The sequence below is a fragment of the Streptomyces sp. NPDC093600 genome (assembly GCF_044764755.1).
Taxonomy (GTDB): Bacteria; Actinomycetota; Actinomycetes; order Streptomycetales; family Streptomycetaceae; genus Streptomyces.
Window position 1 is genome coordinate 305,764 of record NZ_JBIWIU010000007.1, and the last position, 26,447, is coordinate 332,210.

A 26,447-nucleotide genomic window follows, 5' to 3' on the forward strand; every position below is an offset into this window, starting at 1 on the left:
CGGTGTGCCCCTGTACGAGGGTGATCCACCCTCGTACAGGGGCACAGGAAGGCAACGAACCGGTCAGGTCGCGGCCCGGCGGGCCAGTGCTCCGCGCGAGCGCGTCACCAGCGCGGCCAGCAGAGCGGCGCCGAGGGGCACGAGGATCAGCAGGGCGAGAAGCGTCTCCCAGGGGACGACGACCGGGACGTACGGAGGCGTGGTGCTGCCGCCCCAGCCCTGTGCGAGGGCCTCCTCGTAGAACCGCGTCTGCGCGCGTTCCTCGGTGAGCCGGAGCCCGATCGCCGGCAGCACACCGGCCACCGACCCGAGGATCACGCCCATCGCGGCGACCACCCCGCACTGGAATCCGCTCAGCGTGCGGCGGACCCGGGGCGGCGCGCCGACCGCGGAGAGCGTCTTGAGGTCGGCCTCGGCGTCGGCCTGAGCCAGGCCGGTGGCGATACCGGCCGCACCGATGGTGACCAGACCGGCGAAGACGGTCAGCGCCAGGAGCACGATGCTGCTGTCGCCGACGAACCCCTCCTCCAGATGCAGGTCGACATCGCTGCCGATCTTGGCGAGCTCGCCGTCGAGCTTCTGCCGCGCTTCGGTGGTCGGCATCCGGTCGGTGGAGAAGAACGAGCCGAGCGGCACCGTGGACAGGCCGGCGGTCTTGGCCGTGGCCGGGGTGATGAGCCCCTGGACGCCGTACGCCTTCTGTCCCTCGGGCACCAGGTAGGCGGGGAGGCTCTTGACCTCGCCCGGTACCGGCTTGCCCTCCTCCGCGGCCTGGTCGGCCTTCGCCTGGTCGGCGATCAGCTTGATGTCGACCGTGCCGTCCCGGTCGACCTGGGGCTTGGCGAAGGAGACGATCTTTCCTTCGGCGAGGGCCTTCTCGGCACCGGCGTCCTTGATGCCGAGCACCTTCAGAAGCTTGGCGTCACCGATCAGCAGGCCGCCTTCGACATTGACGCCGCCGTCGTCGCCCTGCTTGCAGCGCCAGTCCTTGGCCAGCTTCTCCCGCTCCTGCCGGGAGAACTTCGCCGCCGGGTCCTCGCCGTCGACGGAAGGGGCCCACAGCGGGCACTCGTTGGCCTTCGGGATGACGATCTCGTAGCGTCCGCAGCCCGGTCCGCCGTACGGCGAACAGTTGGCCTTGCCGACCTGCACCCGGTCGACGTCCGCGCGGGTGTCGACCGGCAGCAGGCGCTGCACGGCGTCACGGACCGCCGGCACGTCCCGGCCGCCCTCCTCCGCGACGAGCGCGGAGACCGCCCCGTACGGGAGCCTGGCCTGGTACTCGGCCTCGGCCTGGGCGTCCCGGCTCGCCGCGTACGTGGAGACGGCGACGGTCCCGGCGACCGCGGCTAGCACGGCGGCGACGGCGGGGGCCGTACGGCCCCGGTTGCGTACGGCGTCCCGCAGGGCGAGGCGCGGGGAGAGCGGCAGCCAGCGGCCGGTCCGGCCGAACAGGCCCACCAGGGCGGGGGTCAGCGCGACCACGCCCAGCTCGGCGATGGCGCTGCCGCCCGCGACGATGACGAACTGGTCCGAGACGACCGATCCGTAGAGCGCGATCGCCCCGCCGAGCAGCACGGCGGCCAGGCCGATCAGGGGCAGCACCCGGCTGCTGCGGCGGACACCGCGACGGCCGGTGAGCGAGGCGAGCACCGTCTGCCGCGACGAGGTGATGGCCGGGACGATCGCGGCCATCAGGCCGGTCAGCACGGCGATCAGCGCGATGCCGAGCAGTTCCAGCGGGCGGATGTCGAAGCTGCCGAACCGCTGCCCCATGTATTCCTCCAGGAGCGGCTGGAGCGCGAAGGTCAGGATCAGGGCGAGGATCGTGCCGACGATGGCGGCGGCGACGCCGATGACCAGGCCACCGCTCAGCACGATGGCCCGGATGTGGCTGCGGTCGCCGCCGTTGGCCCCGACCAGACCCAACTGGCGGCGCGAGCGGCGGGCGCCGACGGCGAACGCGGGACCGGCGAGAAGGCAGATCTCCAGCATCGCCAGGCCGACGACGGTCCCGAGCGCGGCGAGCTCGGCGGCTGGGACGCCGCTGCCCATCCGGTAGTTGCCCCAGTTCTCCTTCTGGTACAGCGGCACCTCGGAGTCGGCGGGCGGGTCCATCAGCACGGCGCGTGAGACGACCACGACACCCTTGGTGTTGATCTGCTGGACCATGTTCCACGTGAAACCACCGGACAGCTTCACCAGATACCTGGTGGAGTGCTCGGGCTTCGTCAGCCCGGCGCGCTCGGCGGCCTTCGCGTACGGGGCGAGGAAGGCGCCGGGCAGGGCGTTGACCTGGTCGGCCTTCAGTTCGTTGGGGAGCTCGTAGGCGCCGACGATCCGGTACGGACGGTCGTAACCGCGCGCGGAGAGGGTGGAGCCGATCGTCAGGCCGCTGGCCTCCAGGAAGTGCGTGGTCGCGGCGACCTCGTCCGCCTTCTCCGGGAAGCGTCCCTCCTGGAGGGTCATGATGCCCCGGGCCATCGGGTCGGTGGCCTTGAGCTCACGGATCTCCGTCTGGAGCAGTCCGTGGACGGTCGTCAGTTTGCCGCTGCCGGAGGTGTCGGTGAGGACGGTCGAGCCGGCCGGGAAGGTCTTGGTGACGTCGGTCGGACCGCTCGGCCACGACTGGTCGCCGTAGTCCTTGGCCGGCGTGTTCATCTCGCCGTCCGGAGACTGCAGGATCGGGACACCGCCGTAGTCGCTGTCGTCGAACCAGGCGTCGGCGGCGCCGATGGTCCGGCTCAGCCGCTCCTCGGTGGAGAGTTCGGAGCTGCGCAGGGTCAGGTCGGCGGCGCTCACACCCAGGATGGGCAGGGCGATCATCGCGAGGACCAGGAAGCTGCGGCCCTTGTAGCGCCAGGCGTCACGGCGGGCTATACGGATCGCGGCGCGCCAGGAGTGGAACCATGTGTTCACCGTTCGGCCGCCTGGCCGGACAGGAGCGAGTCGGCCTCGCTGCGCACGGTCTGGTCGACGACGGCGCCGTCCCGCAGGAAGACGACCCGGTCGGCCCAGGCGGCGAACCGGGGCTCGTGGGTGACCAGGACGCCCGCCGCACCGGCGTCGCAGCGGGTGCGCAGCAGGGCGAGGACGGACTCGCCGGTCTCGGAGTCGAGGGCTCCGGTCGGCTCGTCGGCGAGGACGAGACGCCGGTCGCCGACCAGGGCGCGGGCGATGGCGACGCGCTGCTGCTGGCCGCCGGACATCTCGTCGGGGAAGCGGTCGGCGAGGTGGCCGAGCTCCATCTCCTCCAGGGCGGCGACGGCTTCGGCACGGGCCTTGCGGGCGGAGACGCCGTCCAGCTCGCGGGGGAGGGCCACGTTCTCGGCGGCGGTGAGTGCCGGTATGAGGTTGTAGTCCTGGAAGACGTAACCGATGCTGCGGCGGCGCAGGGCGGCGAGCGCCTTGCGGTCGGCGGTGGTGATGTCGGTGTCCTCGACGATCACCTGGCCGGAGGTAGGGGTGTCGAGGCCGCCCGCGATGGTGAGCAGGGTGGACTTGCCCGAGCCGGACGGGCCCATGACGGCGACGAGTTCACCGGGGTAGACGGCGAGGTCGATGCCGCGCAGGGCGTGCACCTCGGTGGCTCCCGAGCCGTGGACACGGGTCAGGTTCTTCAGTTGCAGCACGGGCTGCTGTGTGGACATGGAGATCCCCCTTGGACGTACGCGGCCGGAGGTCCGGGTGGCGGACGCTCGTGGTCGCGCACGGAGCGGTTGATGAGGTGGTACGGGTCATGGGGCCGCGAGCAGGCGCGGCGGCGGAGCGGTTCCGGCCAGGTCCAGTCCGGTCCGGTCTCGTACGGTCCGATCTGGTCCGGTCCGGTCGGCGCGGTGGTGCCGGGGTCAGCGCAGCGGTGCCGGGCGCACGGTCTCGGCGGACCGGGGCGCGGTCTCGGGTGGCTGGGCCGGCTTCTCGCCGGAGGCGGCTCCGGTGGTGGCGCCGGCGGCGGCCGAAAGGCGGATGAGCCGGGCCTCGCAGTGGTCCAGCCAGCGCGCCTCGGCCTCGGTCTGGAAGATGAGCTGCTCCAGGACGAGCAGCCAGGCCACGTCGTCGCGCTCCTGGGCCCCACCGCTTTCGAGGGCGGTGAGAGCCTGGGCCTTCAGCCGGGTGTAGTCCTGCATCGCCTTCACGGTGTGGCGGCGCTGCGCCTGGATGACGGCCCGGATGTCGACCCCCGGCGCCCCGACGGCCATGGCGAGTTTGATGGAGAGCTCGTCACGGGCGGGGCTGGTGCGGTCGACGGGCTTCTCGAACCAGGTCATGAGCTCGGCACGACCGCGGTCGGTGATCGTGTAGAGCGCGTGCCCGGCCTCGTCCTCGCCGCCCTGGGCGACCATGCCGTCGCGTTCGAGACGGCTGAGGGTCGTATAGACCTGGCCCACGTTGAGCGGCCAGGTCGAGCCGGTGCGGGACTCGAACTCTGTGCGGAGCTGCGAGCCGTACCGAGGACCCTGTTCGAGGAGGGCGAGAAGCCCGTGGCGGATCGACATACTCAGTATGTATACCGAGTATGTCGGCGCCGACAACCGACCTGAGGCGGAACCGCGGCGTCCGTCTCAAGGGGGACGCGGCGGGTCAGCGGCGTCGCATCCGGATGCCGAGGAAGCCGATCCCGAGGCCCACGAGTGCGAGGCCGGCTCCCAGGGTGAGGACGGGAACCTGCTGGTCAGCGCTGGTGGGGCCGGTTTCGGCGCCGGCCCGGTGGGCTGCGGCGGGCCGGCTCGCGGGTGGCCCGGAAGGGGGTGCCGCGTCCGCCGGGGGTACCGCCTGGAGGTCCTCGTCCGGCTCGTCCCACGGGTCAGGGCGCTCATCGGTTGTTGCCGTACTGGTACGGGAGGAGTCGTCCGGCTCGCCGGGCGGGACCGGTGCCAGGGACGAGGCCGGTCGGCCCGGGCGCTCGCGGCCCTCTCCGGCGGGGCGCCCGGCGAGGGAGGCGGAGCGGCTGGGTCCGACGGGTTCGGTGGGCCCCGGCGTCATCGAGGGTGCGGCGGGGGCGGCTGGGGCGCCCGAGGCGCCGGGGGTGGGGCGGGCGGTGGCGCTCGCGCCGGCGGTCGGGCGGGGGTCAGTGCCCTTCCCCGGGCCAGTGCTCTTGCCCGGGCCCGTGACCTTCCCCGGGGGCGTGCCCGTCGCCTGGCCGGAGCCCTTCACGGGCGCCGTCGTTCCCGGAAGGCTCCCGGGCTTCGTCCCCGGCTTCGTCCCGGGCGCCTGGCCCGGGTCCTTCGCAGGGGCCGGCTCAGGGTCTTTCCCAGGGTCTTCCCCGGGGCCGTTCGCCGGGGCCTTCTCGTGGTTTCTCCCGGAAGTCTTCCCCGGGGCGGTTCCGGCGCCGGCACTTGAGGACGGACCGGCCGCCGGTGTCGGGTCCGCCACGGAGCGCACGACGGACCCGGCCGTCGCCCTCGCCGCCGAGCCCGCCATCGCAGCGCCCACCGTGCCCGCCGCCGTGCCCGCCGAAGTGCTCGGAGGCCGGGGAGAGGACGTGCCCTGCGCTCCGTAAGCGACCGGCACCGCGCCCGCCGCGAGCCAGCACGCGAACACCGGACCGAGGGCCCGTGTCCCTGCCCTGCGGAGTCCTGGAGTCACCGCGTGACCCCCCTCCCGTACCGAGCCGCCGAGGTTTCGACTCAGCGTCACATGACGGGACACATCCGGCATCCCGGACATGTGAGGGGGGTGAGGCCGGCCGCGCGACCGGTGCGGGCGGCGGCGGTTACTGCGGCGGGTTGCCCGTCGAGACCTTCAGCGTGAACTCCGCGTTCTCCTTGGTCGCGTCCTCGCCCGCGGGCGGGTACTGCTCCAGGACGGTGCCCTCGCCGTAGGTGGCCTCGTCGACCGGTGTCTGCGTGATGATCTTCCAGCCGGCGGCCTGGACGCATGCCTTCACGGACTGGATGTTCTTGTAGGTGAAGTTCGGGATCTCGAACTTCGCGGGGTCGTCGCGCGACTCGGCGGGCTCCGTGCACTTCTTCGGGTCGATGGTCTTGGTGAGGTCCGGACCCTTGTGCCCGGGCGCGGCCGTCTGGCCCTGGCTCGGGTCGTCACCGCCCGCCTTGGTGTTCGGGTCGTCCTCCTTGAGGGAGAGCGCCATGATCACACCGCCGACCGCGATCAGCGCCACGACGATCGCGCCGACGATCATCGGCATGTTCCGCCGGGACCCGCCGGCCCCGCTGGACCCCCCGCTCACCGACGACGGCGAGGGCTGGGGCGACATCGTGTACGGCCCCGGGGTGGGCGTCTGATAGGCGGGGGCGGGCGTGTGGGCCTGCTGCGGGTAGCCGTAGGAGGGCGTGGGGGCCGGCGTCGGCGCCCCGTACGGGCCCGGCTGCGGTGTCGGGGCCTGGTACGGCTGCTGGACACCGTGCGTGGACGGCGGCGGGGTCTGGCCGACCGGCGGGAAGACCGCCGAGCCCACGCCCGCACCGCTGCTCACCGGACCGCCGGCGACGATCACCGGCGCGCTCGTCTGCCCCGCCGACAGCACCCGCAGGCACTCGTCCTGCATCGCGGCAGCGCTCGGGAAACGCTCGTTCGGGTTCTTCTTCAGCGCGCGCGCGACGAGCGCGTCCATCGCCGGAGTCACCGAGCGGTTGATGGAGGAGGGAGCGACCGGCTCCTCCTGCACGTGCGCGTACGCGATGGCCAGCGGCGAGTCCGCGTCGAACGGAAGACGGCCGGTGAGCAGCTGGAACAGCATGATGCCGACCGAGTACAGGTCGGAGCGGGCGTCCACCGCGCGGCCGAGGGCCTGCTCGGGGGAGAGGTACTGCGGGGTGCCGACGACCATGCCGGTCTGCGTCATCGAGGTGACGCCGGACTGCATGGCGCGCGCGATGCCGAAGTCCATGACCTTGACGACGCCGCGCTTGGTCATCATCACGTTGCCCGGCTTGATGTCGCGGTGGACCAGGCCCATCTCGTGGCTGGTCTCCAGCGCGGCCAGCACGTCGGCCGTCACCTTCAGCGCCTTGTCGGCCGGCATCGCGCCGTGCTGCCGCACGTCGGAGGCGAGCACCGAGCCGAGCGGCTGCCCCTCCACGTACTCCATGACGATGTACGGCATGACGGCGCCGTCGAGGGTGTCCTCGCCGGTGTCGAAGACCGAGACGATGTTGGTGTGCGACAGCTTGGCAACAGCCTGCGCCTCACGCCGGAACCGCTCGCGGAACGACTGTTCCCGGCCGAGTTCGGTGTGCAGGGTCTTGATGGCGACCTGGCGGTCGAGGGCGCTGTCGTAGGCCAGGTACACCGACGCCATACCGCCCTCGCCGAGCAGGTCGCGAAGCTGGTAGCGGCCGCCCGCGACCGAACCGCCCGCGTAGCGGCCTTGTGCGCCGTCCTGGCTCATTCGTGCTTCCCCCTACGCGCGCGCGGCGGCGCTGATCCGGAATTTCCTGGCCAAGTCTGCCCCAGGGCACCGACACGTCAAGCCAGGTGCCCGTTCCGTGACCCTCAGCACAAGAAGCGTCTCGGAAGCGTTACAGGAACCGCATGGAATTTGCGCCCGTATACACGGAAGGGGTTGGATGGCCGGTCCATCTCGGACCGCGCTGTCTGACGAAGCCTGTAGCGTGACGGGAAAGACGTGACGGCAAGGCACGGCAAGAGATATGACGGCGAGGACTGATGGCACCCGAATCCGAAGCAGGCGGTGGCGGTGTGTCGGACGCCGGTGCGGAGTCCTGGGGCGTCGGCGGAGTGGTCGGTGACGGGCGCTACCGCCTGACCCACCGTCTGGGCCGCGGCGGCATGGCCGAGGTGTTCGCCGCCGAGGACGTCCGCCTGGGCCGTACGGTCGCCGTCAAGCTGCTCCGCGCCGACCTCGCCGAGGACCCGGTCTCCAAGGCCCGCTTCACGCGCGAGGCGCAGTCGGTCGCCGGGCTCAACCACCATGCCATCGTCGCGGTGTACGACTCCGGCGAGGACGTCGTCGGCGGCCAGTCCGTTCCGTACATCGTGATGGAGCTGGTCGAGGGCCGCACCATCCGGGACCTGCTGATCAGCGCCGAGGCGCCGGGGCCCGAGCAGGCACTGATCATCGTCTCCGGCGTGCTCGAAGCGCTCGCCTACTCCCATCAGCACGGCATCGTGCACCGGGACATCAAGCCCGCCAACGTCATCATCACGCACAGCGGCGCCGTGAAGGTCATGGACTTCGGCATCGCGCGCGCCCTGCACGGCGCGCAGTCGACGATGACCCAGACCGGCATGGTGATGGGCACCCCGCAGTACCTCTCCCCCGAGCAGGCGCTCGGCAAGGCCGTGGACCACCGTTCGGACCTGTACGCCACGGGCTGCCTGCTCTACGAACTGCTCGCGCTGCGGCCTCCGTTCACCGGCGAGACGCCGCTCTCGGTGGTGTACCAGCATGTTCAGGACATGCCGGTGCCGCCGTCGGACGTGACCCAGGCGTCGCCACCGGAGCTCGACGGTCTGGTGATGCGTTCGCTGGCGAAGGACCCGGACGACCGGTTCCAGAGCGCCGAGGAGATGCGCGCCCTCATCCAGTACGGCCTGCAGATGCTTCAGCAGCAGGGCGGGCACACCGGCACGTGGAGCACGGGCCCGGTGGAGGTGCACGAGGGCGGTCACACGCCCGTCGGCGGCGTCGCGGCGACGGCCGCGCTCGGCCACCCGACGCACCACGAGACCTCGCAGGGTCCGATCCTGCCGCCGATGAACCCGGACGACGGCGGGTACGACGGCGGCCATGGCGGGGCCTACGCCCACGGGGCCGGTGGCAGGCCCGGTCGCGGCAAGATGTGGCTGTTCGTCGCGCTCGCGCTGATCGCGATCGTGGCCGGTGTCGCCTACGCCGTGGACAAGGCGGGCGGCAACGGCGGCGGTACGACGAACAAGCCGACCGTCACCAACTCCCCGTCCACGGTCTCGGACTCGCCGACGCCGTCGCAGGAGCCCACGCCGGAGACGCGGGAGCCGGACACCTCCACGGGCGGCGGCCAGGACACCTGGGCGCCCCCGACCAAGCCGTCTTACCGGCCGTCGACGCCGAGCACCCCGTCGGGTGATCCGTCGACCCCGCCGACCGATCCGACCGACGGCGGCACCGACGACGGCGGGACGACGGAGGGCAACACCGACCAGGGCACGACGGAGGGCAACACCGACCAGGGCACGTCGACGGGCACCTCCAGCGGCACGACGACCGGCAACACCAACACCGGTACGTCGACGGGCACCTCCAGCGGCACGACGACCGGCAACACCAACACCGGTACGACCACGGGCACATCGACCGGCACGACGGCGGGCACCACGTCCTGACGGAGCGCCTCACCCCGTGAACGCGTCGCGCACCGCCTCGTATTCGCGGGTCCACCACACCACCAGGGCCGACGCCGCGGGGAACTGCGGGTCGGCCCTTCGGTCGTGGAGCTGGTAGCGCCAGCGCAGTATCCAGAAGTCGTTGAGCCGCTCCCACCACACCCGGTGCACCGCGGCCGCCAGTTCGGCACCGTCCGCACCCGCCGCCCGCCGGTAGGCCCGCGCGTACGCCCGTACCTTCCCGAGCGCCAGCTCGCCCGCCGGCCGTACGAAGAAGATGGCGGCGGCCCGGACCGCCTCCTCGGCCCGCGGCTGGACGCCGAGGCGGTCCCAGTCGACGATCGCGGCCGGCTCCGCGCCCCGGTAGAGCAGGTTCAGGGGGTGGAAGTCGCCGTGCACCCAGCCGGCCGCCGCGGCGGGCGGTGGGCGGCGGTGGGCGTGCTCGGCGAGGAGGACACGGCGCTCGAGGAGTCGGTGCTCGGCGAGTTCGTCGAAGCCGTCGCGGGGGTGCCGGGCGCGGGTGAGGCGGAGCAGTTCGTCGATGACCCGGAAAGTGTCGGCGGGGCGGGCGCTCTCGTACTCCTCCCCCGGTGGCGGGGACTCCATCACCTGCTCCAGGCAGGTGTGGACGTGTCCGAGGAGGGCGCCCAGGCGGCGGGAGCCGGCGGTGGAGAGCTGGGCGCCGTCGCGGTGGCGGCCTTCGACCCAGGGGTGCAGGGCGTAGCAGCGTCCGCCGATCACGGCGACGGTACGGCCCGCGGAGTCGGCGAGCGGCGGGGCGACCGGCAGGCCGAGGGCGTGCAGGCGCTGCGTGGCCCGGTGCTGGCGGCTGATCGTGTCCCGGTCGGCGGTCGGGGCGTCGAGATGCTGCTTGAGGAAGTAGGCGCCCCGGGTGGTGGCGAGGCGGTAGCCGCGGTTGAGGAGGCCCTGGGAGACGGGTTCGCAGGAGAGCGGCTCGCCGGCGTCGCGGTAGCGGCGCAGCAGGGCACCCAGGGGTGGAGCGAGCGTTTCAGATGAGCGCGGCACTCACCAGATGTTAGATCACGGTACGTGGTGGACCGGTCGCGCTATGGAAGGCCTGACGACCGGTGCGGGGCCTCGGCCGTGCAGTCGATCGCGTGCACGGTCACGAACCGCGGCTCGACACGCATGTAGACCGGCTCGAAGGGCGCGCCGTCCACGGTCCTCGGCGGCGGACCGAAGGCCGCCAGCTGCTCGTCGGTCGGCTCGACGACCTCGGCGGTGCCGGTGAACTGCACGGACCAGAGGTGGTCGGCCCCGAAGTTGAGGTTGTCCGCGCCGTAGGCGACGACGCCGCCGTGGCAGGCCCGGTGGTAGCCGAGCCCCCGGTGCAGCCGGAAGAGCACGCGGCCGTCGGCGACGATGTGCCGGGCCGGTGCGACGAACGGCATCGCCCGCATGCTCGTCGTCACCCGCCCGTACGACACGCGCCGCAGCAGCTCGATGGCGCGGCTCTCCTCGGTGGGCATGGACCCCACTCTCCGCCACCGGCGCCGCGCCGCGAAAGAGGCACCTTGCCCCACCGGTTCGGGCCCTTGGTCCCGAACCGGTCAGTGGCGCCCCGAGTCGGCCGTCGGCGCCCCGAGTCGGCCGTGGCGGTCCGAACCGGTCAGTCGCGGTCCGAACCGGTCAGTGGCGTTCGGCCTGCATGCGGGCCACGTACGCCGCGGCCTGCGAACGCCGCTCCATGCCCAGCTTGGACAGCAGGCTGGAGACGTAGTTCTTGATCGTCTTCTCGGCGAGGTGGAGCCGCTCGCCGATGGCCCGGTTGGTCATGCCCTCGCCGATCAGGTCCAGGATCCTGCGCTCCTGTTCCGTCAGGTTGGCGAGCCGGTCGTCACCCTTGGGGCTGTTTCCGTCACGCAGCCGTTCCAGCACGCGGGCGGTGGCCACCGGGTCGAGCAGGGACTTGCCGGCCGCCACGTCCCGTACCGCCGAGATGAGTTCGTTGCCGCGGATCGCCTTGAGGACATAGCCCGAGGCACCGGCCATGATCGCGTCGAAGAGCGCCTCGTCGTCGGCGTACGAGGTGAGCATGAGGCATTTGATGTCGTCGTTCCCCGACCGGACCTCGCGGCAGACCTCGACCCCGCTGCCGTCCGGCAGCCGCACGTCGAGCACGGCCACGTCGGGGCGGGTCGCGGGGATCCTGACCAGGGCGTCAGCCGCCGTACCGGCCTCGCCGACGACCTCGATGTCGCCCTCCACCGAGAGCAGCTCATGGACCCCGCGCCGGACCACTTCGTGGTCGTCCAGCAGAAATACCCGGATTTTTCCGTCTTCGCGCACGGGGTCAGTCTCACATATTGGCTCTTCCCGTGCCCGGGGTGGCCGGGATAACGTGCCGGTGTTCCGGCGGCCCTCAAGGCTGTTGCCAACGCGCTGACCAGCTACTGCTCCCCTTTTTCGCGACCTTTTCGAGATTTACTTGGAAATCCAAGCAAAATCGCAGGTCAAATGGGGTTTCGCAGGAATGCGGCGCACTGGGTAACGTGCCTATGACAGGGCGCTCGCCGGGGCACCTGTCACGCCCGACCCCGGCCGAGTCGCACCCCACCCCGTGCGCGGGCACGGAGAAGGCGAGCCGCACTGGCTGCCCGGCGAACCCGGGGGCCGGACCGACGGAGGAGCACGCACGTGACCGTGGAGAGCACTGCCGCGCGCAAGACGACGCGCCGCAGCAGCGGCACCAAGCGCACTGCCAGCGCGAGCGTCAAGAAGGGGCAGGGCGCCGAGCCCGAGCTCGTTCAGCTGCTGACGCCCGAAGGGGAGCGCGTCCAGCACCCCGAGTACGACATCGACCTGAGCGCCGACGAGCTGCGCGGCCTGTACCGGGACATGGTCCTCACCCGCCGCTTCGACGCGGAGGCCACGGCCCTGCAGCGTCAGGGCGAGCTGGGCCTGTGGGCGTCGCTGCTCGGCCAGGAGGCGGCGCAGATCGGCTCCGGGCGGGCGCTGCGCGACGACGACTATGTCTTCCCGACCTATCGCGAGCACGGTGTCGCCTGGTGCCGCGGGGTCGACCCGACCAACCTGCTGGGCATGTTCCGCGGTGTGAACCACGGAGGCTGGGACCCCAACAGCAACAACTTCCACCTGTACACGATCGTCATCGGCTCGCAGACCCTGCACGCCACCGGCTACGCCATGGGGGTCGCCAAGGACGGCGCCGACTCCGCCGTGATCGCGTACTTCGGCGACGGAGCGTCCAGCCAGGGCGACGTGGCCGAGTCCTTCACCTTCTCGGCGGTCTACAACGCCCCGGTCGTGTTCTTCTGCCAGAACAACCAGTGGGCGATCTCCGAGCCCACCGAGCGGCAGACCCGCGTCCCGCTCTACCAGCGCGCGCGGGGCTACGGCTTCCCCGGCGTCCGCGTCGACGGCAACGACGTCCTCGCCTGCCTGGCCGTGACCCGCTCCGCCCTGGAGCGCGCCCGCCGCGGGGAGGGCCCGACCCTGGTCGAGGCGTTCACCTACCGCATGGGCGCGCACACCACCTCCGACGACCCGACCAAGTACCGGGCCGACGAGGAGCGCGAGGCCTGGGAGGCGAAGGACCCGATCCTGCGGCTCAAGGCGTACCTGGAGAAGGCCGGCCACGCCGACGCCGCCTTCTTCGAGGAGCTGGAGACGGAGAGCGAGGCGCTCGGCAAGCGCGTCCGCGAGGCCGTCCGTGCCATGCCCGACCCGGACCACATGGCGATCTTCGAGAATGTCTACGCCGACGGGCACGCGCTCGTCGACGAGGAGCGCGCGCAGTTCGCCGCCTACCAGGCGTCCTTCGCGGACGGAGGGGCCGAGTAATCATGGCTGTACAGAAGCTTCCCCTGGCCAAGGCGCTCAACGAGTCGCTCCGCACGGCCCTGGAGACCGACCCCAAGGTCCTCATCATGGGCGAGGACGTCGGAAAGCTCGGCGGTGTCTTCCGGGTCACCGACGGGCTGCAGAAGGACTTCGGCGAGGACCGGGTCATCGACACCCCGCTCGCCGAGTCCGGCATCGTCGGCACCGCGATCGGCCTGGCCCTGCGCGGCTACCGGCCCGTCGTCGAGATCCAGTTCGACGGCTTCGTCTTCCCCGCGTACGACCAGATCGTCACGCAGCTCGCCAAGATGCACGCCCGCGCCCTCGGCAAGATCAAGCTGCCGGTCGTCATCCGCATCCCGTACGGCGGCGGCATCGGCGCGGTCGAGCACCACTCCGAGTCGCCCGAGGCGCTCTTCGCGCACGTGGCCGGCCTGAAGGTCGTCTCGCCGTCGAACTCCTCCGACGCGTACTGGATGCTCCAGCAGGCCATCCAGAGCGACGACCCGGTGATCTTCTTCGAGCCGAAGCGCCGCTACTGGGACAAGGGCGAGGTCGACACCGAAGCCATCCCCGGTGAGCTGCACAAGGCCAAGGTGGCCCGCCAGGGCACCGACCTCACGCTCGCCGCGTACGGTCCGATGGTGAAGGTCTGCCTGGAGGCCGCCGCGGCCGCCCAGGAGGAGGGCAAGTCGGTGGAGGTCCTGGACCTGCGCTCGATGTCCCCGATCGACTTCGACGCCATCCAGACCTCGGTCGAGAAGACCCGCCGCCTGGTCGTGGTCCACGAGGCCCCGGTCTTCTACGGCTCCGGCGCGGAGATCGCCGCCCGGATCACCGAGCGCTGCTTCTACCACCTGGAGGCCCCCGTCCTGCGGGTCGGCGGCTACCACGCGCCGTATCCGCCGGCGCGCCTGGAGGAGGAGTACCTGCCGGGCCTGGACCGCGTGCTCGACGCCGTCGACCGCTCGCTGGCGTACTGAGGAGAGCATCGTGACGATCCGCGAATTCAAGATGCCCGACGTGGGCGAGGGCCTCACCGAGGCCGAGATCCTCAAGTGGTACGTCCAGCCCGGTGACACGGTCACCGACGGGCAGGTCGTCTGCGAGGTCGAGACGGCCAAGGCGGCGGTCGAGCTGCCGTGCCCCTTCGACGGTGTGGTGCACGAGCTGCGCTTCCCCGAGGGGACGACGGTCGACGTCGGCGAGGTGATCATCTCGGTGAACGTCGGCGGCGGTACGGCGGAGGCCGAGGCCCCCGCCCAGGCGCCGGTCGAGACCCCCGCCGCCGAGGAGCCGGCCGAGGACGAGCCCCAGGGCCGTCAGCCGGTCCTGGTCGGCTACGGCGTGGCCGCGACCTCCACCAAGCGCCGCGCCCGCAAGGGCGCGCCCACGGCAGCCGCCGCTTCCGCACCGGCCGCTGACACCACACCCGCACCGGCCGCCGCCGCCGCGCCCGTCTCCGTACCGGAGCAGCTCAACGGGCACGGGGGCCACGCCGCCACCCGCCCGCTGGCCAAGCCGCCGGTGCGCAAGCTGGCCAAGGACCTCGGGGTCGACCTGGCGACGGTCAAGCCGACCGGTCCGGACGGGATCATCACCCGCGAGGACGTCCACGCGGCCGCCGCCCCGGCCCCGGCCGTCACGGCACCCGCCGTCGAGGCCCCGGCAGCGGCTCCGGCCCCCGCGCCCGCCGCCGTCTCCGCGGCGTCGGCGGACGCGCGGGAGACCCGTGTGCCCATCAAGGGCGTACGGAAGGCGACGGCGGCGGCGATGGTCGGCTCGGCCTTCACCGCGCCGCACGTCACCGAGTTCGTGACCTTCGACATCACGCGCACGATGAAGCTGGTCGAGGAGCTCAAGTCCGACAAGGACATGGCGGGCCTGCGGGTCAACCCGCTCCTCCTCGTCGCCAAGGCCGTCCTGGTCGCGGTCAAGCGCAACCCGGAGATCAACGCGGCCTGGGACGAGGCGAACCAGGAGATCGTGCTCAAGCACTACGTCAACCTGGGTATCGCCGCGGCCACCCCGCGCGGCCTGATCGTGCCGAACATCAAGGACGCGCACGCCCAGACCCTGCCGGAGCTGTCCCGCTCCCTCAGCGAGCTGGTCGCCACCGCCCGCGAGGGCAAGACGACCCCGGCGGCCATGCAGGGCGGCACGTTCACCATCACCAACGTCGGCGTCTTCGGCGTCGACACCGGTACGCCCATCATCAACCCGGGCGAGTCGGCGATCCTCGCGGTCGGTGCGATCAAGCTCCAGCCGTGGATCCACAAGGGCAAGGTGAAGCCGCGTCAGGTCACCACGCTCGCGCTCTCCTTCGACCACCGACTGGTCGACGGCGAGCTCGGCTCCAAGTTCCTGGCGGATGTCGCCGCGATCCTGGAGCAGCCCAAGCGGTTGATCACCTGGGCGTGATGGCCTCGCCGGTCTGTTTCACGTGAAACGGCCGACCGAGCCGGTCGACGAGGGGCCCGGACGCCTATGGGTGTCCGGGCCCCTGCCTCGGCCGGGCCGTCGGGGGACGGCGCGCAGTCCGAGCGCGAATCCGAGTGCGAAGCGGCTGGTGCAGCCGTACTCCTCCATGAGTTGGCGCACTCGTCGCTGCACCGTGCGTTGGCTCAGGACAAGCGTGCGCGAGATGCGTTCGTCGCTCCAGCCACGCACCAGTAACTCGATGATGTGTTGATTGTCCACCGTGTCATGCACGCCTCGTCTCCTCCTGCTCGCGCAGTCCCCCGGGTCTTGGCGATCGCCGCCACGGTAATCGCTTTCGCGACTCCCCTGCACAGGGCCTTTCGGCCAGTTGTCCGAATCCGCTGTGACTGGCGGGAAGACGACAGGTTGCCGGTACGGGACCGCTGGGGGACCGAGTTCGTCGTTAGCGTTCCGAATCGCAAGGAAGTTCCGCCCCCTGTCACATGGAGGAAAGACCTTGAAGATTCGATACGCGGCCGCGGCCACCGTGGCGGGATTCGTCGGCGTCATCGGGCTGGCCGCCCCCGCTCAGGCCGCCGACGCCGATGTCCAGGTGGCACAGCCCACGGCGGTCTCCGCGCAGGCCGACTACACGCTGTGCGGGACCGTCTACACCAACGGCACCGCCGCGGGCCGGGGCTGCTTCCAGTCGTACGGCGACAAGTTCGTGATGGACGACTACAAGGCGGACGGCCTGCGGGTGGTCGCCGAGTGGTACACGGACTACGGGCGCAGCGGCGAGTGCCACTTCACCGCCGGCGCGGACGGGGGCCAGGGCGTGTGCAACTACGACATGCGCGAGGACGGCCGTATCAACTTCCGCGTCGTGGTGCGCAACGGCTCCGACGGCGCCAACCAGGCGGCGACCAGCTGGTCCGGCTACGTGCCGATCGGCGGCTGACCCGGCGGCTGACCCGGCGGCTGATCCGGTGACTGCCCAGGTGACTGCCCCGGCGCGGGCCTGTGCCGGGGCCTGCGCCGGCCGTGCGCGGTCCGGCAGGAATGCGACGGGGCTTTGACACCGGCCACGGGGGTTGCCGGCCCGGACGCGACGGCGCGTCCGGGCCTTGCCCCCGTTCGGTTCGGTACCCGCCCAGTGCGTCTCCCGCATCCCGTCCGCGATGCGGACAGCGCTCCCTGTTGTACCCCTGTTGTATCTAAGCTGTGCGCATGCCTTCCGCCCCCGCAGCAGCCGACCGTGTCTACACGCACGTCAAGCAGGCCGTCCTCGATCGCCGTTACGAGGGCGGGACCCTGCTCACCGAGGGGGAGCTGGCCCTCGCCGTCGGGGTGTCCCGGACGCCCGTGCGCGAGGCGCTGCTCAAACTGGAGATGGAAGGGCTGCTCAAGCTCTACCCCAAGAAGGGCGCCCTGGTGCTCGCCGTCTCCGCCCAGGAGATCGCCGACGTCGTGGAGACCCGGCTGCTGGTCGAGGAGTTCGCCGTGCGCCGGGCCGTGCCCGCCTCGCCGGCGCTGATCGCCCGGCTCGAAGAGCTCCTGGAGGAGCAGAAGCGGCGGGCCGAGGTGGGGGACCTCGCCGAGGTCGCCGGCACCGACCGCTCCTTCCACGCCGAGATCGTCAAGCACGCCGGGAACCAGATCCTCGCCCGCCTCTACGACCAGCTGCGCGACCGTCAGCTCCGCATGGGCGTCGCCGTGATGCAGTCGCACCCGGACCGTATCGCCAAGAACATCACCGAACACGCCGAGATCCTGGAGCGGATCCGGGCGGGCGACGTCGAGGGCGCCGCCGCCTGCGTCCGGCAGCACCTGAGCTGGGTCAAGGTCCTGGTCCGGGGTGAGGCGCGGTGAGCGGACGTGGCTTCGGATCCGCCGTCACCCTCCCCGGTGACCCGCCCGGCGGCAGGCGCGCCGCCCTCGTCTGGGGCGTCGGCGTCGCCGTCTACTTCGTCGCCGTCATCTTCCGTACGTCACTGGGCGTCGCCGGCCTCGACGCCGCCGACCGCTTCGACGTCAACGCCTCCGCCCTCTCCACCTTCTCGATCCTCCAGCTCCTCGTCTACGCGGGCATGCAGATACCCGTCGGCCTGATGGTCGACCGGCTCGGCACCAAGAAGGTGCTGACGCTCGGCGTCGTCCTCTTCACCGTCGGGCAGCTGGGCTTCGCGCTCTCCCCCTCGTACGGCATGGCGCTGGCCTCCCGCGCGCTGCTCGGCTGCGGTGACGCGATGACCTTCATCAGCGTGCTGCGGCTCGGCGGCCGCTGGTTCCCCGCCCGGCGCGGACCGCTGATCGCCCAGCTCGCCGGGCTCGTCGGGATGGCGGGCAACCTCGTCTCCACCCTCGTCATCGCCCGGCTCCTGCACGGTGTCGGCTGGACCGCCGCCTTCGCGGGCAGCGCCGTCGCCGGCCTGGTGGTCCTCGTCCTGCTGCTGCTCTTCCTCAAGGACCACCCCGAGGGCCACGAGCCCGCGCCGGTCGCGCACGCCGGTGCCACGTACGTCCGCCGGCAGATCGCCGAGTCCTGGCGGGAGCCCGGCACCCGGCTCGGCCTGTGGGTGCACTTCACGACCCAGTTCCCGGCCATGGTGTTCCTGCTGCTGTGGGGGCTTCCGTTCCTCGTCGAGGCGCAGGGCCTCTCCCCGGAGACGGCCGGGGGGCTGCTCACCCTGGTGGTGGCCTCCAACATGGTCGTGGGGCTGGTCTACGGCCAGATCATCGCCCGCCACCACGCCGCCCGCGCACCGCTGGCGCTCGGCACCATCACCGTGACCGCCGCCCTGTGGGCGACCACCCTCGCCTACCCCGGCGACCGCGCCCCCATGTGGCTGCTGATCACCCTCTGCGCGGTCCTCGGCGCCTGCGGACCGGCGTCGATGATCGGCTTCGACTTCGCCCGCCCGGCCAACCCGCCGGAGCGTCAGGGCACGGCCTCGGGAATCGTCAACATGGGTGGTTTCGTCGCCTCGATGACGACGCTGCTCGCGGTCGGCGTCCTCCTCGACGCCACCGGCGGCAACTACCGGATCGCGTTCTCCTCCGTCTTCGTCCTGGAGGCCCTGGGCTTCGTGCAGATCCTGCGCCTGAAGGCCCGTACGGCGAAGCGCGAGCGCGAACGGCTGGTCGCCAGCCGGGTGGAGGCCGTGCACGTCCCCGTCTGAACAGGCCGCCCCCCGGGGTGGCTACCGGGGCGTCACCGTGAAGTGGTCCAGGATCGCCGCCGCGAGGTCCAGGTCGCCCTCGGTCTTGACCCGGTCGGCCACGTCGGCCGGCCGGACCCGGCCGCACGCCAGACGGACGTACGTCTCCCAGTCCATCGCCAGCGTCGCCGCGGGCCCCAGGGACGGCGCGCCGTCGACCGAACCGCGGCCCTCCGCGTCCACCCGTACGGTCCGCAGGAACTCCACGGGCCCGTGCACGTCGAAGACGACCGCCGAGTTCGTGGGCGCGCCCGCGTCCTTGGCGACCACCTTCGGCAGCGCTTCGAGCAGGACGTCACGGGTGACCAGCGCGCCGGGGGAGTCGAGGTTGCCCGGCCGGCCCAGCGCGGTGCGCAGATCCTGCTCGTGCACCCACACGTCGAAGGCGCGCAAGCGGTAGGCCAGTTCCAGGGTCTGCTCGGCGCCCAGCGGGGCGCGGATGAGCTGGTCCGGCTTCCGGTTCTCGTTGCGGAGCATCCGCGCCCGGCGGATCAGAACGTACTCGAGCTCCGAGGTCATCTCGGGCGCGGTGTGGTGCCGGCGCACATCGACCTGCATCTCCATGTAGCGCGCGAAGTCGCTGCGTACGTGGTAGAGGTCGCGGGGCAGGGAGTGGATGGGGCGTGGGTCGCCCAGCATCTCGCACTCCATGCCGATGACATGGGACACGATGTCCCGCACCGACCAGCCCGGGCACGGTGTGGCGCGGTTCCATTCGCCTTCCACGAGCGGCTGTACCAGCTCGGATATCGCTTCGATGGAGTGGGTCCAGGCGTCGGCGTAGGTCTGAAGGCTGGGATGGACGGTCACGGGACCCCTCGGCGGTTCTGCGGTGCGCGGGCTGAAAACAAGACTGCTTGGGAGGCTCGGACGCTAAGTTACGCTGCCCGAAGGCACCCCGGCAGTGCTTTCGTGTGACGATCGTAGGCCCGTGTTGACGACTCGAATGCCAGGACGGTGGTAGTGTGCGCGCCTCGCTGATCCAGATCGCAGTAAACCCGGATGAACCGGTTGAATCCCGCCGTGCGCGGGTGGCCGGACTGGTACGGGCGGAACGCGGCGCGGACCTCGTCGTGCTGCCGGAGCTATGGCCCACGGGGGCGTTCGCGTACGAGTCCTTCGCGGCGGAATCGGAGCCGCTGAAGGGGCCGACGTACGAGGCGATGGCGGCCGCCGCCCGGGACGCGGGGGTCTGGCTGCACGCCGGGTCGGTCGTCGAGGCGGTGGGCGGCGCGCTCTACAACACCTCGCTCGTGCTCACCCCGGAGGGCGAACTCGCCGCGAGCTATCGCAAGATCCACCGTTTCGGCTTCGACAAGGGCGAGGCCGTGCTGATGGCGGCGGGCGAGGAGCCGGTGACGGTCGCCCTGCCCGGCCTGACGGCCGGTGTCGCCACCTGTTACGACCTGCGCTTCCCCGAGCTCTTCCGGGGCCTGGTCGACGCGGGCGCGCAGGCGTTCGTCGTCCCGGCCGGCTGGCCGGCCCGCCGCCGCGATCACTGGACCGTGCTGGCGCGGGCGCGGGCCGTGGAGAACCAGGCGTACATGCTGGCCTGCGGCACGGCCGGCACCCACGCGGGCGTGGAGCAGGCCGGTCACTCGATCGTGGTCGACCCCTGGGGCGAGGTCCTGGCGGAGGCGGGCCCGGACGAGGAGATCCTGCGGGTGGAGCTGGACCCGGCGAAGGTGACGACGACGCGGGACCAGTTCCCGGCCCTGAAGGACCGGGTCCTGGGGGTGGCGAAGCCGGAGCGGCGGTGAGCGGCTGAGGGGGAGCGCCGGAGCGGGCCGGGGCCCTGAGCGGGTGTCCCCGTCGCCGGGCCGGGGGCCGAGAGGCGGGGCTCTGAGCCGCTGAGGGGGGTGCCCGCCGCCGGGGCGGGCCGCGGGCACGGGGCCCTGAGACGCTGGCGGGCGTCTGCCGTGGGGCCAGGGGCCTGGCGCCCTGTGCCCTGACCGGCGTCTGATCCCCCGTGCAGCGTTCCCCTCCCCCGCACCCCCGCCCTCAGACCGCGATCGCGTTCAGGGTCGCCGGGGACGGTTCCGCCGTGGCGGCGCCGGGGGCGTACTCGTGCCAGGCCGTCGCCAGTCTGCGGACCGCCTCCGCCAGGACGTGCGGGGCCAGCAGGAAGTGCAGGCGCAGATGGCCGGTGCTGCCGCCCAGCGCGTCCATCGTGGCGCCCGGCAGGACGGCCACCCCGTGGCGCAGCGCGACCTGGGCGAAGGCCACGCCGTCGCCGTACGGGAGGCGTACCCACAGCGTCTGGCCACCGGTGGCCGGAGCGCAGGTCCACGACGGCAGCCGCCGGGCCAGCTCCGCCCGCAGCCGGTCGTGGCCCGCGCGCAGGGTCCGTACCCGGTCGGACACGATCGCGTCGAAGTCGTCGAGCAGCCGCGTGGCGACCAGTTGCGCCGGTACGTCGGACCCCAGGTCGTGGATGGCCTTGAGCCGGGCCAGCCGTGCGATCAGCCCCGCCGGCCCCCGTACCCAGCCGATCCGCAGCCCGGCCCACACCACCTTGCTCAGCGAGCCGACCCCCACGACCTCACCGAACGACGACAACGGCAGCGGCGCCCGCCCGGGCTCGAACGCGAGATCGGCGAGCACCTCGTCGTCGACCAGCGGCACCCCGAGCGCGTTCGCCGCCTCGACGAGACGACGGCCGGGCAGCTGCGGAAGAACGGACCCGGTCGGATTCTGGAAACGCGGCACCACATACGCGAGCGCCGGGCGGTGACGCTCCATCAGCCGGATCGCCTCCGCCACGTCCACCCCGTCCGGCCCCACCGCCACCGGGTACGGCACCGCCGCCGCCTCACGGAACAGGTCGAGCGCCCCCGGATACGTCGGCGCCTCGACAAGGACCCCGTCGCCGGGCGCCACGAGCAGCCGGGTCAGCAGCGAGAGCGCCTGCTGCGCCCCCGTCGTGACCAGGATCTGCCCCGGATCGGTCGGCACGCCCCGTTCCGCGTACCGCCGTGCGATCGCCGCCCGCAGCCCGGGGAGCCCCGCCGGGTGATAGCCGAGGTCGTCGTCCGGCAGGGCGAGCGAGGCGTACGCCCGCGCCAGCTCCGGCGGCGGACCCACCGGCGCCGCGCAGCTCAGCAGGATCACGTCGTCCGGCGTCTCCAGCAGGTGCAGGAAGAGCGGGTTCGACGTCTCCCGGACCCGGGGTCCGGGAGCGAGCGCGGCCGACGCCACCCGCGTGCCGCTGCCCTGCCGCCGCACGAGCCGCCCCTCCTGCCGCAGCGTGTCGTACGCGGCGACCACCGTCGTACGGCCCACCGCGAGCGCGGCCGCGAGCCGCCGGTCCGGCGGCAGCGGCGCACCCGCCGGAAGCAGCCCTTCGTCGATCAACTGCCGGAAACGGGCCGCGAGGAGGAGATACAGCGGCCCCCGCCCGGCGGACCAGCGGCCGAGCCGGGCGACGAGGTCGTCCACGGAGAGAGAGATTGGTTCCATCGGCAGACCAATCTGCCGTGATTGGTCCTGTGGCGGCAAGGGGATCGTCCACAGACTGGCGATCATGATCGACGACACCGCGGCACTCCGCCCCGAAACCCTCGCCGTCCACCCGCCGCAGCCGCTCATCAGCGGCAGCACGCCACTGGGCGTCCCCCTCCACCAAGGGCACGTCTTCGCCTTCGACAGCGCCGAGGCGATGGCCGACGCCATCCACACCCCAGGCACCTTCCTCTACAGCCGCCTCGGCAACCCCACCGTCCGCGCCCTGGAGGACGCCGTCGCCCGCCTGGAGGGCGGCGCCGCCGGCCTCTCCTTCGCCTCCGGCATGGGCGCCATCAACGCGGTCCTGCTCGGACTGCTCTCCTCCGGCGGCCATGTCGTCGCGCAGAGCTGCCTGTACGGCGGTACGTACGCGGTCCTCAGCGACCTCGCCGAGCGCTGGGGCGTCGATGTCACCTACGTCTCCGGGACGGACCCGGACGAGGTCCGCCGCGCCCTGCGGCCCGAGACCCGGCTGCTCTACCTGGAGACCATCGCCAACCCGACGACCCGGGTCGCCGACCTCCCCTCCCTGATCGCCGTCGCGGCGGAGGCGGGCGTCCCGACCGCCGTCGACAACACCTTCGCCTCGCCGCTGCTCTGCCGGCCGATCGAGTTCGGCGCGGACGTCGTCATCCACTCCGCGACCAAGTACCTCGCCGGGCACGCGGACGTCCTCGGCGGAATGGCCGTCTTCCGGGACGCCGAGCTGTACGGCCGTATCCGCGCCTACGCGGTCGAACAGGGCGCCTCCACCGACCCGTTCGCGGCCTGGCTGACGCTGCGAGGCATGCAGACGCTGCCCCTGCGCATCGAGAGGCAGTGCGCCACGGCCCTCGACCTCGCGGAGCGGCTCGCGGACCACCCGGCGGTCGCCGCCGTACGCCACCCGGCGCTGGCCGGGCACCCTGACCGGAAGGTCGCCCGCCGCCTGCTCCCGAACGGCGGCGGCGGGGTCATCTCCTTCGACCTCGCGGGCGGCCGCGAGGCGGGCGGTGCGTTCGTCGGCGCGGTACGAGTGGCTTCGCTGAGCCTGTCCCTGGGCGACGTGAAGACCCTCGTCATGCACCCCGCCTCCACCTCTCACCGCCAACTGGACGCGGGGGCCCTCGACGCGGCGGGCATCGGGCCGGGGACGGTACGGGTGTCGGTCGGAATCGAGCACGTCGAGGACCTGTGGGCGGACCTGGAGCAGGCGCTGGAACGGGCGGCGAGCGGGGCGGCCTGAGCGGCCCGCTCCCGGGGGCCTTGCTCCCCGGCGTCCTCCTGCCGGGCGTCCTGCTGCCGGGCGTTCTGCTCGGTGGGGCCCCTACCCTTCCCGCTCGCGTTCGGACATCCGGATCACGCACACCGCCACCGCGATCAGCAGCGCCGCGTCGGCGTCCTCGCGGACCACGTTCACGGCGTACGTGTCCCGGACGTGGAACCACTGCCGGGAGACGTGGGCGAGGAGTTCACCGTCGTGCTCGACGGTGAACTCCCGGTCCAGGATCCTGCCGCTGACGTCCAGCTCCGTGCCCTCGGACAGCGTGACGCGGTAGTGGTTGCGGAGCAGCGAGAGACGCTTCCTGCGGATGGTGGCGAGCGGTCGGCCGTCCCTTTCGAGCGTCATCGCGTCGCGCAGGCTGAACACCTTCTGCCGCAGCGTGACCAGGACTTGTCCGTGAGGGTCCTTCAGCTCCAGGGTGTCGCGCAGCCGCAGGGCCTTGCCGTCGACGAGGAAGGCGTGGTGGCCGTTCTCGTCCTCGATCCAGTAGTCGTCCCCGATGGCGAAGATTTTGTCCCGTACGAGATATTTCATGCCGTCAGGGGTTCCCCGTCGGGCTCCGCTTCACGCAGGACCGAAGTAGCGGGTGAAGGGATCGGCGGTGGCGCCGAGCACCGCGCCGAAGGGCGCGTTCAGCTGGTGGATCAGGAGCACCGTGAAGGCGATGAAGCCGGCCAGGCCCATCACCATCACCACATGGGTGGCATTGCGCTGGACGCCGAACAGGAACATGAAGGCCAGCGTCAGCACACCGCCGATGAGCAGGCCCGCCCACAGGACCGGTGACAGGCGTTCCTGGGCCGACGCCTCCCGGCCGCGCCGGGCGTCGTCCACGTAGCTGAGCTGGGCGACCAGCTCCTGGGCGGCGATCTGCTCGGACGTCGAAGCCGTTTTGTCCACTTCGCCGGCGGCGCGGAGCCGGTCGAGCAGGTTCCAGCCCTCCGAGCCCAGGGGGTGGCCCTCGGCCATCAGCGGCCATTCGACGTCGACGACGTGGGTGGCGTACGAGTGGGCCGCGGCGCGGACGGGGCCGCGCCGGTCCTCCGGGAGCGAGCCGGCCAGCAGATAGGTCTGGTGCAGGGCGCTCGCCTCGACCTGGACGTGGTCGGCGGCGGCGGATCGGTTGTCCCAGACGGAGACGAGGCACAGGCCGAGCACGACGGCGTAGAGCACCGAGACCATCATCGCGATGTACTCGGCCACGTCCTCGCGAGGCTCCTCGTCGTCCGCGACCGGGAACAGCTTCGTCTTGACGACCACGGCGAGGGCGGCGAGCAGCGCCACACCGAGCACGATGGCGATCGTTTCGAGCAGGACCATGGTGTTCTCCCGTGGGCGGCGAGGTCAGCGGGGGCGGGAGCCGAGCAGGGCGGCCGCGACCGCGGCGGGGATCAGGAGCAGCAGGAGGAACATCACGGTCCCCATCTCGGGCAGCTCACGGGACCGGCGGCGGAGCCGGGGGAGGAGCCCTTCGTCGTCGGCGGGGACGGGGACGCGGGTGCTGGGGACGGGGACCTGCCCCGGGATCTCACCGATCCGCCCGGGAACCCGTGGCGGGACCTCGGCCGGGGGACGAGCGCCCGGTACGTCCCCGGGGGCGCGGCCGACCCCTGGGACCGCTGGCCCAGCCGGGACCGCCGGGCCTGCTGGTGCGGCCGCGGCCGCGGCCGCGGCGTGGGCGGCGGCCGGTGCTCCTGGGACGGCCCCGGGCCCCGCCAAGCCGCCTGCGGCGGCCCCGGCACCGGCGGCCCCGGCGCCTGCAGCCGCACCCGCAGTCGTACCGGCAGCCGCGGCGGCAGCGGCGGCAGCGGCAGCAGCGGCGCCTGGCGCACCCGCAGCACCCGCCGCACCGGCAGTCCCAGCAGCAGCACCTGCCGCCCCCGCCGCACCGGCCGCAACAGCACCGGTCGCAGCCGCTCCCGCCGCTCCCGGCACCCCACTCCCGACCGCCCCCGGCGCACCTGGCACCCCCGGCTGCGCTGCAGCCCCGGGCGGAGCCGGCACGCCAGGAGGAACCGCCACGCCAGGCGCCCCCGGCGCGCCAGGAGGAGCCACCCCTCCCCCCGTACTCCGCTCCGCCGCCCGCAGGATGAAGACGGCCGAGGCGCGGGCGGTCAGCAGTGGTGGGGGCACCGGGCCCCCGTCGGGGCCCACCGTCGTGACCCGGTCGCTGCCGGAGACCACGCCCGTGCTGCGGTGCGTGCCCGGTGGCCGGTGGACGGTCACGGAGCAGCGGGCCGACGCCCCGGGAGCGAGCACCGGCACGGTGCCGGGTCCCCCCGCGCAGCGGATGCGTACCGCGTCCCGCCCCAGTGCGGGGTCGGTGAGCCGGATCCCGTGCACGGGCCGGTTGCCCGGGTTGGTGACGGTGTACTCGATGTCCGCCGCGAGCTGCGGCGGAGGCCGGGTGCGGGCCGTCTCCGTCAGCGTCAGGGCCCCGCTGATCCCCGTGTAAGCGGAACGCGCGGTGGTCGTGAGCCGCTTCCGCAGCGAGGGAACGGAGCCCACCGCCTTCGCCGTACCGCCGTGGTGGCCCGCCAGGGCGGGGAATCTGGCCGTACAGACCATGGTCCGCAGGGCCGCCAGGGGGCCGGCCGGGCAGTGGATCGACCCGGCCGGCGCGCCGGGGTCGGTGATCCGGACGTGGTGGAGATCGGCCTCGCCGCGGTTGGCCAGGTGGTACCGCTTCACCACCACACCCCCGACCCGGACGGCCGGGGGCCGCGCCCAGGTGTCGTGCCAGGTGTTGACGGTGATGGTCAGCCGCAGGGCGGCGTCCCCCACCCCGCCGGCGCGCGCCGCCGGGAGCGGAAGGAGCGGCAGCGGAAGGAGGAGGACCACGGCCAGGAGCGACAGCCCGGCTCGCCGACGCCGCATGACACCTCACCCACCGCTCTCAGCCGGGAGGACGAAAAATCGGATGA

23 protein-coding genes are annotated in these 26,447 nt (G+C 72.4%); 9 read left to right on the top strand and 14 right to left on the bottom strand.

Annotation, left to right across the window (positions count from 1 at the left end):
* Window positions 1–63 precede the first annotated feature (63 nt).
* The 5 genes from ACIRB4_RS19775 to ACIRB4_RS19795 form a co-directional block, all read right to left on the bottom strand.
* A complete protein-coding gene (locus tag ACIRB4_RS19775) occupies window positions 64–2,919 on the bottom strand; it encodes an FtsX-like permease family protein (RefSeq protein WP_403292830.1) in 2,856 nt (951 codons plus the stop codon).
* On the bottom strand, window positions 2,916–3,650 hold the full coding sequence (locus ACIRB4_RS19780) for an ABC transporter ATP-binding protein (RefSeq protein ID WP_403292832.1): 735 nt from the start codon (window positions 3,648–3,650) through the stop codon (window positions 2,916–2,918). The genes ACIRB4_RS19775 and ACIRB4_RS19780 overlap by 4 nt, the downstream gene beginning before the upstream one ends.
* A gap of 198 nt (window positions 3,651–3,848) precedes the next feature.
* Complete coding sequence (locus tag ACIRB4_RS19785) at window positions 3,849–4,496, bottom strand: PadR family transcriptional regulator (RefSeq protein WP_403292834.1); 648 nt, start codon at window positions 4,494–4,496, stop codon at window positions 3,849–3,851.
* Window positions 4,497–4,581: 85 nt separating this feature from the next.
* Entirely contained in the window at window positions 4,582–5,154 is a 573-nt protein-coding gene (locus ACIRB4_RS19790; protein WP_403292835.1) for a hypothetical protein, read from the bottom strand.
* Window positions 5,155–5,713: 559 nt separating this feature from the next.
* A complete protein-coding gene (locus ACIRB4_RS19795; RefSeq protein ID WP_403292836.1) occupies window positions 5,714–7,351 on the bottom strand; it encodes a protein kinase in 1,638 nt (545 codons plus the stop codon).
* Between the two features lie 278 nt (window positions 7,352–7,629).
* On the opposite strand from ACIRB4_RS19795, the gene ACIRB4_RS19800 reads away from it, so the two are divergent.
* Window positions 7,630–9,288, top strand: coding sequence for a protein kinase (locus tag ACIRB4_RS19800; protein WP_403292838.1), 1,659 nt, complete (start codon window positions 7,630–7,632; stop codon window positions 9,286–9,288).
* Window positions 9,289–9,297: 9 nt separating this feature from the next.
* Here ACIRB4_RS19800 and ACIRB4_RS19805 read toward each other — a convergent pair whose 3' ends face one another.
* The 3 genes from ACIRB4_RS19805 to ACIRB4_RS19815 form a co-directional block, all read right to left on the bottom strand.
* Window positions 9,298–10,314 (bottom strand): phosphotransferase, encoded by a 1,017-nt coding sequence (locus ACIRB4_RS19805; protein ID WP_403292840.1) that lies wholly within the window; start codon window positions 10,312–10,314, stop codon window positions 9,298–9,300.
* A gap of 41 nt (window positions 10,315–10,355) precedes the next feature.
* Window positions 10,356–10,778, bottom strand: coding sequence for a pyridoxamine 5'-phosphate oxidase family protein (locus tag ACIRB4_RS19810; protein ID WP_403292843.1), 423 nt, complete (start codon window positions 10,776–10,778; stop codon window positions 10,356–10,358).
* A 160-nt stretch (window positions 10,779–10,938) separates the two neighbouring features.
* Window positions 10,939–11,598 carry a response regulator gene (locus tag ACIRB4_RS19815; RefSeq protein WP_403292844.1) on the bottom strand — a complete coding sequence of 220 codons (660 nt, stop codon included), beginning with the start codon at window positions 11,596–11,598 and terminating at the stop codon, window positions 10,939–10,941.
* Between the two features lie 348 nt (window positions 11,599–11,946).
* Here ACIRB4_RS19815 and pdhA point away from each other — a divergent pair, with 348 nt between their 5' ends.
* From pdhA to ACIRB4_RS19830, 3 genes are read left to right on the top strand one after another with little or no spacing between them, the layout of a single operon-like run.
* Window positions 11,947–13,113, top strand: a complete 1,167-nt coding sequence (pdhA, locus tag ACIRB4_RS19820) for a pyruvate dehydrogenase (acetyl-transferring) E1 component subunit alpha (RefSeq protein WP_403292846.1) — start codon at window positions 11,947–11,949, stop codon at window positions 13,111–13,113.
* 2 nt (window positions 13,114–13,115) lie between these two features.
* Window positions 13,116–14,096 carry an alpha-ketoacid dehydrogenase subunit beta gene (locus ACIRB4_RS19825; RefSeq protein WP_403292847.1) on the top strand — a complete coding sequence of 327 codons (981 nt, stop codon included), beginning with the start codon at window positions 13,116–13,118 and terminating at the stop codon, window positions 14,094–14,096.
* A gap of 31 nt (window positions 14,097–14,127) precedes the next feature.
* A complete protein-coding gene (locus ACIRB4_RS19830; protein WP_403292959.1) occupies window positions 14,128–15,534 on the top strand; it encodes a dihydrolipoamide acetyltransferase family protein in 1,407 nt (468 codons plus the stop codon).
* Between the two features lie 18 nt (window positions 15,535–15,552).
* Here ACIRB4_RS19830 and ACIRB4_RS19835 read toward each other — a convergent pair whose 3' ends face one another.
* A complete protein-coding gene (locus ACIRB4_RS19835) occupies window positions 15,553–15,825 on the bottom strand; it encodes a hypothetical protein (RefSeq protein WP_403292849.1) in 273 nt (90 codons plus the stop codon).
* Between the two features lie 226 nt (window positions 15,826–16,051).
* Between ACIRB4_RS19835 and ACIRB4_RS19840 the strand changes: the two genes are divergently transcribed.
* From ACIRB4_RS19840 to ACIRB4_RS19850, 3 genes are all read left to right on the top strand, one after another.
* The gene (locus ACIRB4_RS19840) at window positions 16,052–16,495 is read left to right on the top strand and encodes a hypothetical protein (RefSeq protein ID WP_403292851.1); all 444 of its coding nucleotides are present in this window, start codon (window positions 16,052–16,054) and stop codon (window positions 16,493–16,495) included.
* A 269-nt stretch (window positions 16,496–16,764) separates the two neighbouring features.
* Entirely contained in the window at window positions 16,765–17,406 is a 642-nt protein-coding gene (locus ACIRB4_RS19845) for a GntR family transcriptional regulator (protein WP_403292853.1), read from the top strand.
* Complete coding sequence (locus ACIRB4_RS19850; RefSeq protein WP_403292855.1) at window positions 17,403–18,716, top strand: nitrate/nitrite transporter; 1,314 nt, start codon at window positions 17,403–17,405, stop codon at window positions 18,714–18,716. Before ACIRB4_RS19845 ends, ACIRB4_RS19850 begins: the two co-directional genes overlap by 4 nt.
* Before the next feature lie 21 nt (window positions 18,717–18,737).
* On the opposite strand, the gene ACIRB4_RS19855 is transcribed toward ACIRB4_RS19850, so the two are convergent.
* Window positions 18,738–19,565 (bottom strand): maleylpyruvate isomerase family mycothiol-dependent enzyme, encoded by an 828-nt coding sequence (locus ACIRB4_RS19855; RefSeq protein WP_403292857.1) that lies wholly within the window; start codon window positions 19,563–19,565, stop codon window positions 18,738–18,740.
* 155 nt (window positions 19,566–19,720) lie between these two features.
* Here ACIRB4_RS19855 and ACIRB4_RS19860 point away from each other — a divergent pair, with 155 nt between their 5' ends.
* Complete coding sequence (locus ACIRB4_RS19860) at window positions 19,721–20,515, top strand: carbon-nitrogen family hydrolase (RefSeq protein WP_403292858.1); 795 nt, start codon at window positions 19,721–19,723, stop codon at window positions 20,513–20,515.
* Window positions 20,516–20,756: 241 nt separating this feature from the next.
* Here ACIRB4_RS19860 and ACIRB4_RS19865 read toward each other — a convergent pair whose 3' ends face one another.
* Window positions 20,757–22,214 (bottom strand): PLP-dependent aminotransferase family protein, encoded by a 1,458-nt coding sequence (locus ACIRB4_RS19865; RefSeq protein ID WP_403292860.1) that lies wholly within the window; start codon window positions 22,212–22,214, stop codon window positions 20,757–20,759.
* 64 nt (window positions 22,215–22,278) lie between these two features.
* Between ACIRB4_RS19865 and ACIRB4_RS19870 the strand changes: the two genes are divergently transcribed.
* The gene (locus ACIRB4_RS19870; protein ID WP_403292862.1) at window positions 22,279–23,484 is read left to right on the top strand and encodes a trans-sulfuration enzyme family protein; all 1,206 of its coding nucleotides are present in this window, start codon (window positions 22,279–22,281) and stop codon (window positions 23,482–23,484) included.
* Between the two features lie 81 nt (window positions 23,485–23,565).
* Here ACIRB4_RS19870 and ACIRB4_RS19875 read toward each other — a convergent pair whose 3' ends face one another.
* The 3 genes from ACIRB4_RS19875 to ACIRB4_RS19885 are packed head-to-tail and all read right to left on the bottom strand — an operon-like array spanning window position 23,566 to window position 26,400.
* The gene (locus tag ACIRB4_RS19875) at window positions 23,566–24,057 is read right to left on the bottom strand and encodes an LURP-one-related/scramblase family protein (protein WP_403292864.1); all 492 of its coding nucleotides are present in this window, start codon (window positions 24,055–24,057) and stop codon (window positions 23,566–23,568) included.
* 30 nt (window positions 24,058–24,087) lie between these two features.
* Window positions 24,088–24,843, bottom strand: coding sequence for a hypothetical protein (locus ACIRB4_RS19880; RefSeq protein ID WP_403292866.1), 756 nt, complete (start codon window positions 24,841–24,843; stop codon window positions 24,088–24,090).
* 24 nt (window positions 24,844–24,867) lie between these two features.
* On the bottom strand, window positions 24,868–26,400 hold the full coding sequence (locus ACIRB4_RS19885) for a hypothetical protein (protein WP_403292868.1): 1,533 nt from the start codon (window positions 26,398–26,400) through the stop codon (window positions 24,868–24,870).
* Window positions 26,401–26,447 lie beyond the last annotated feature (47 nt).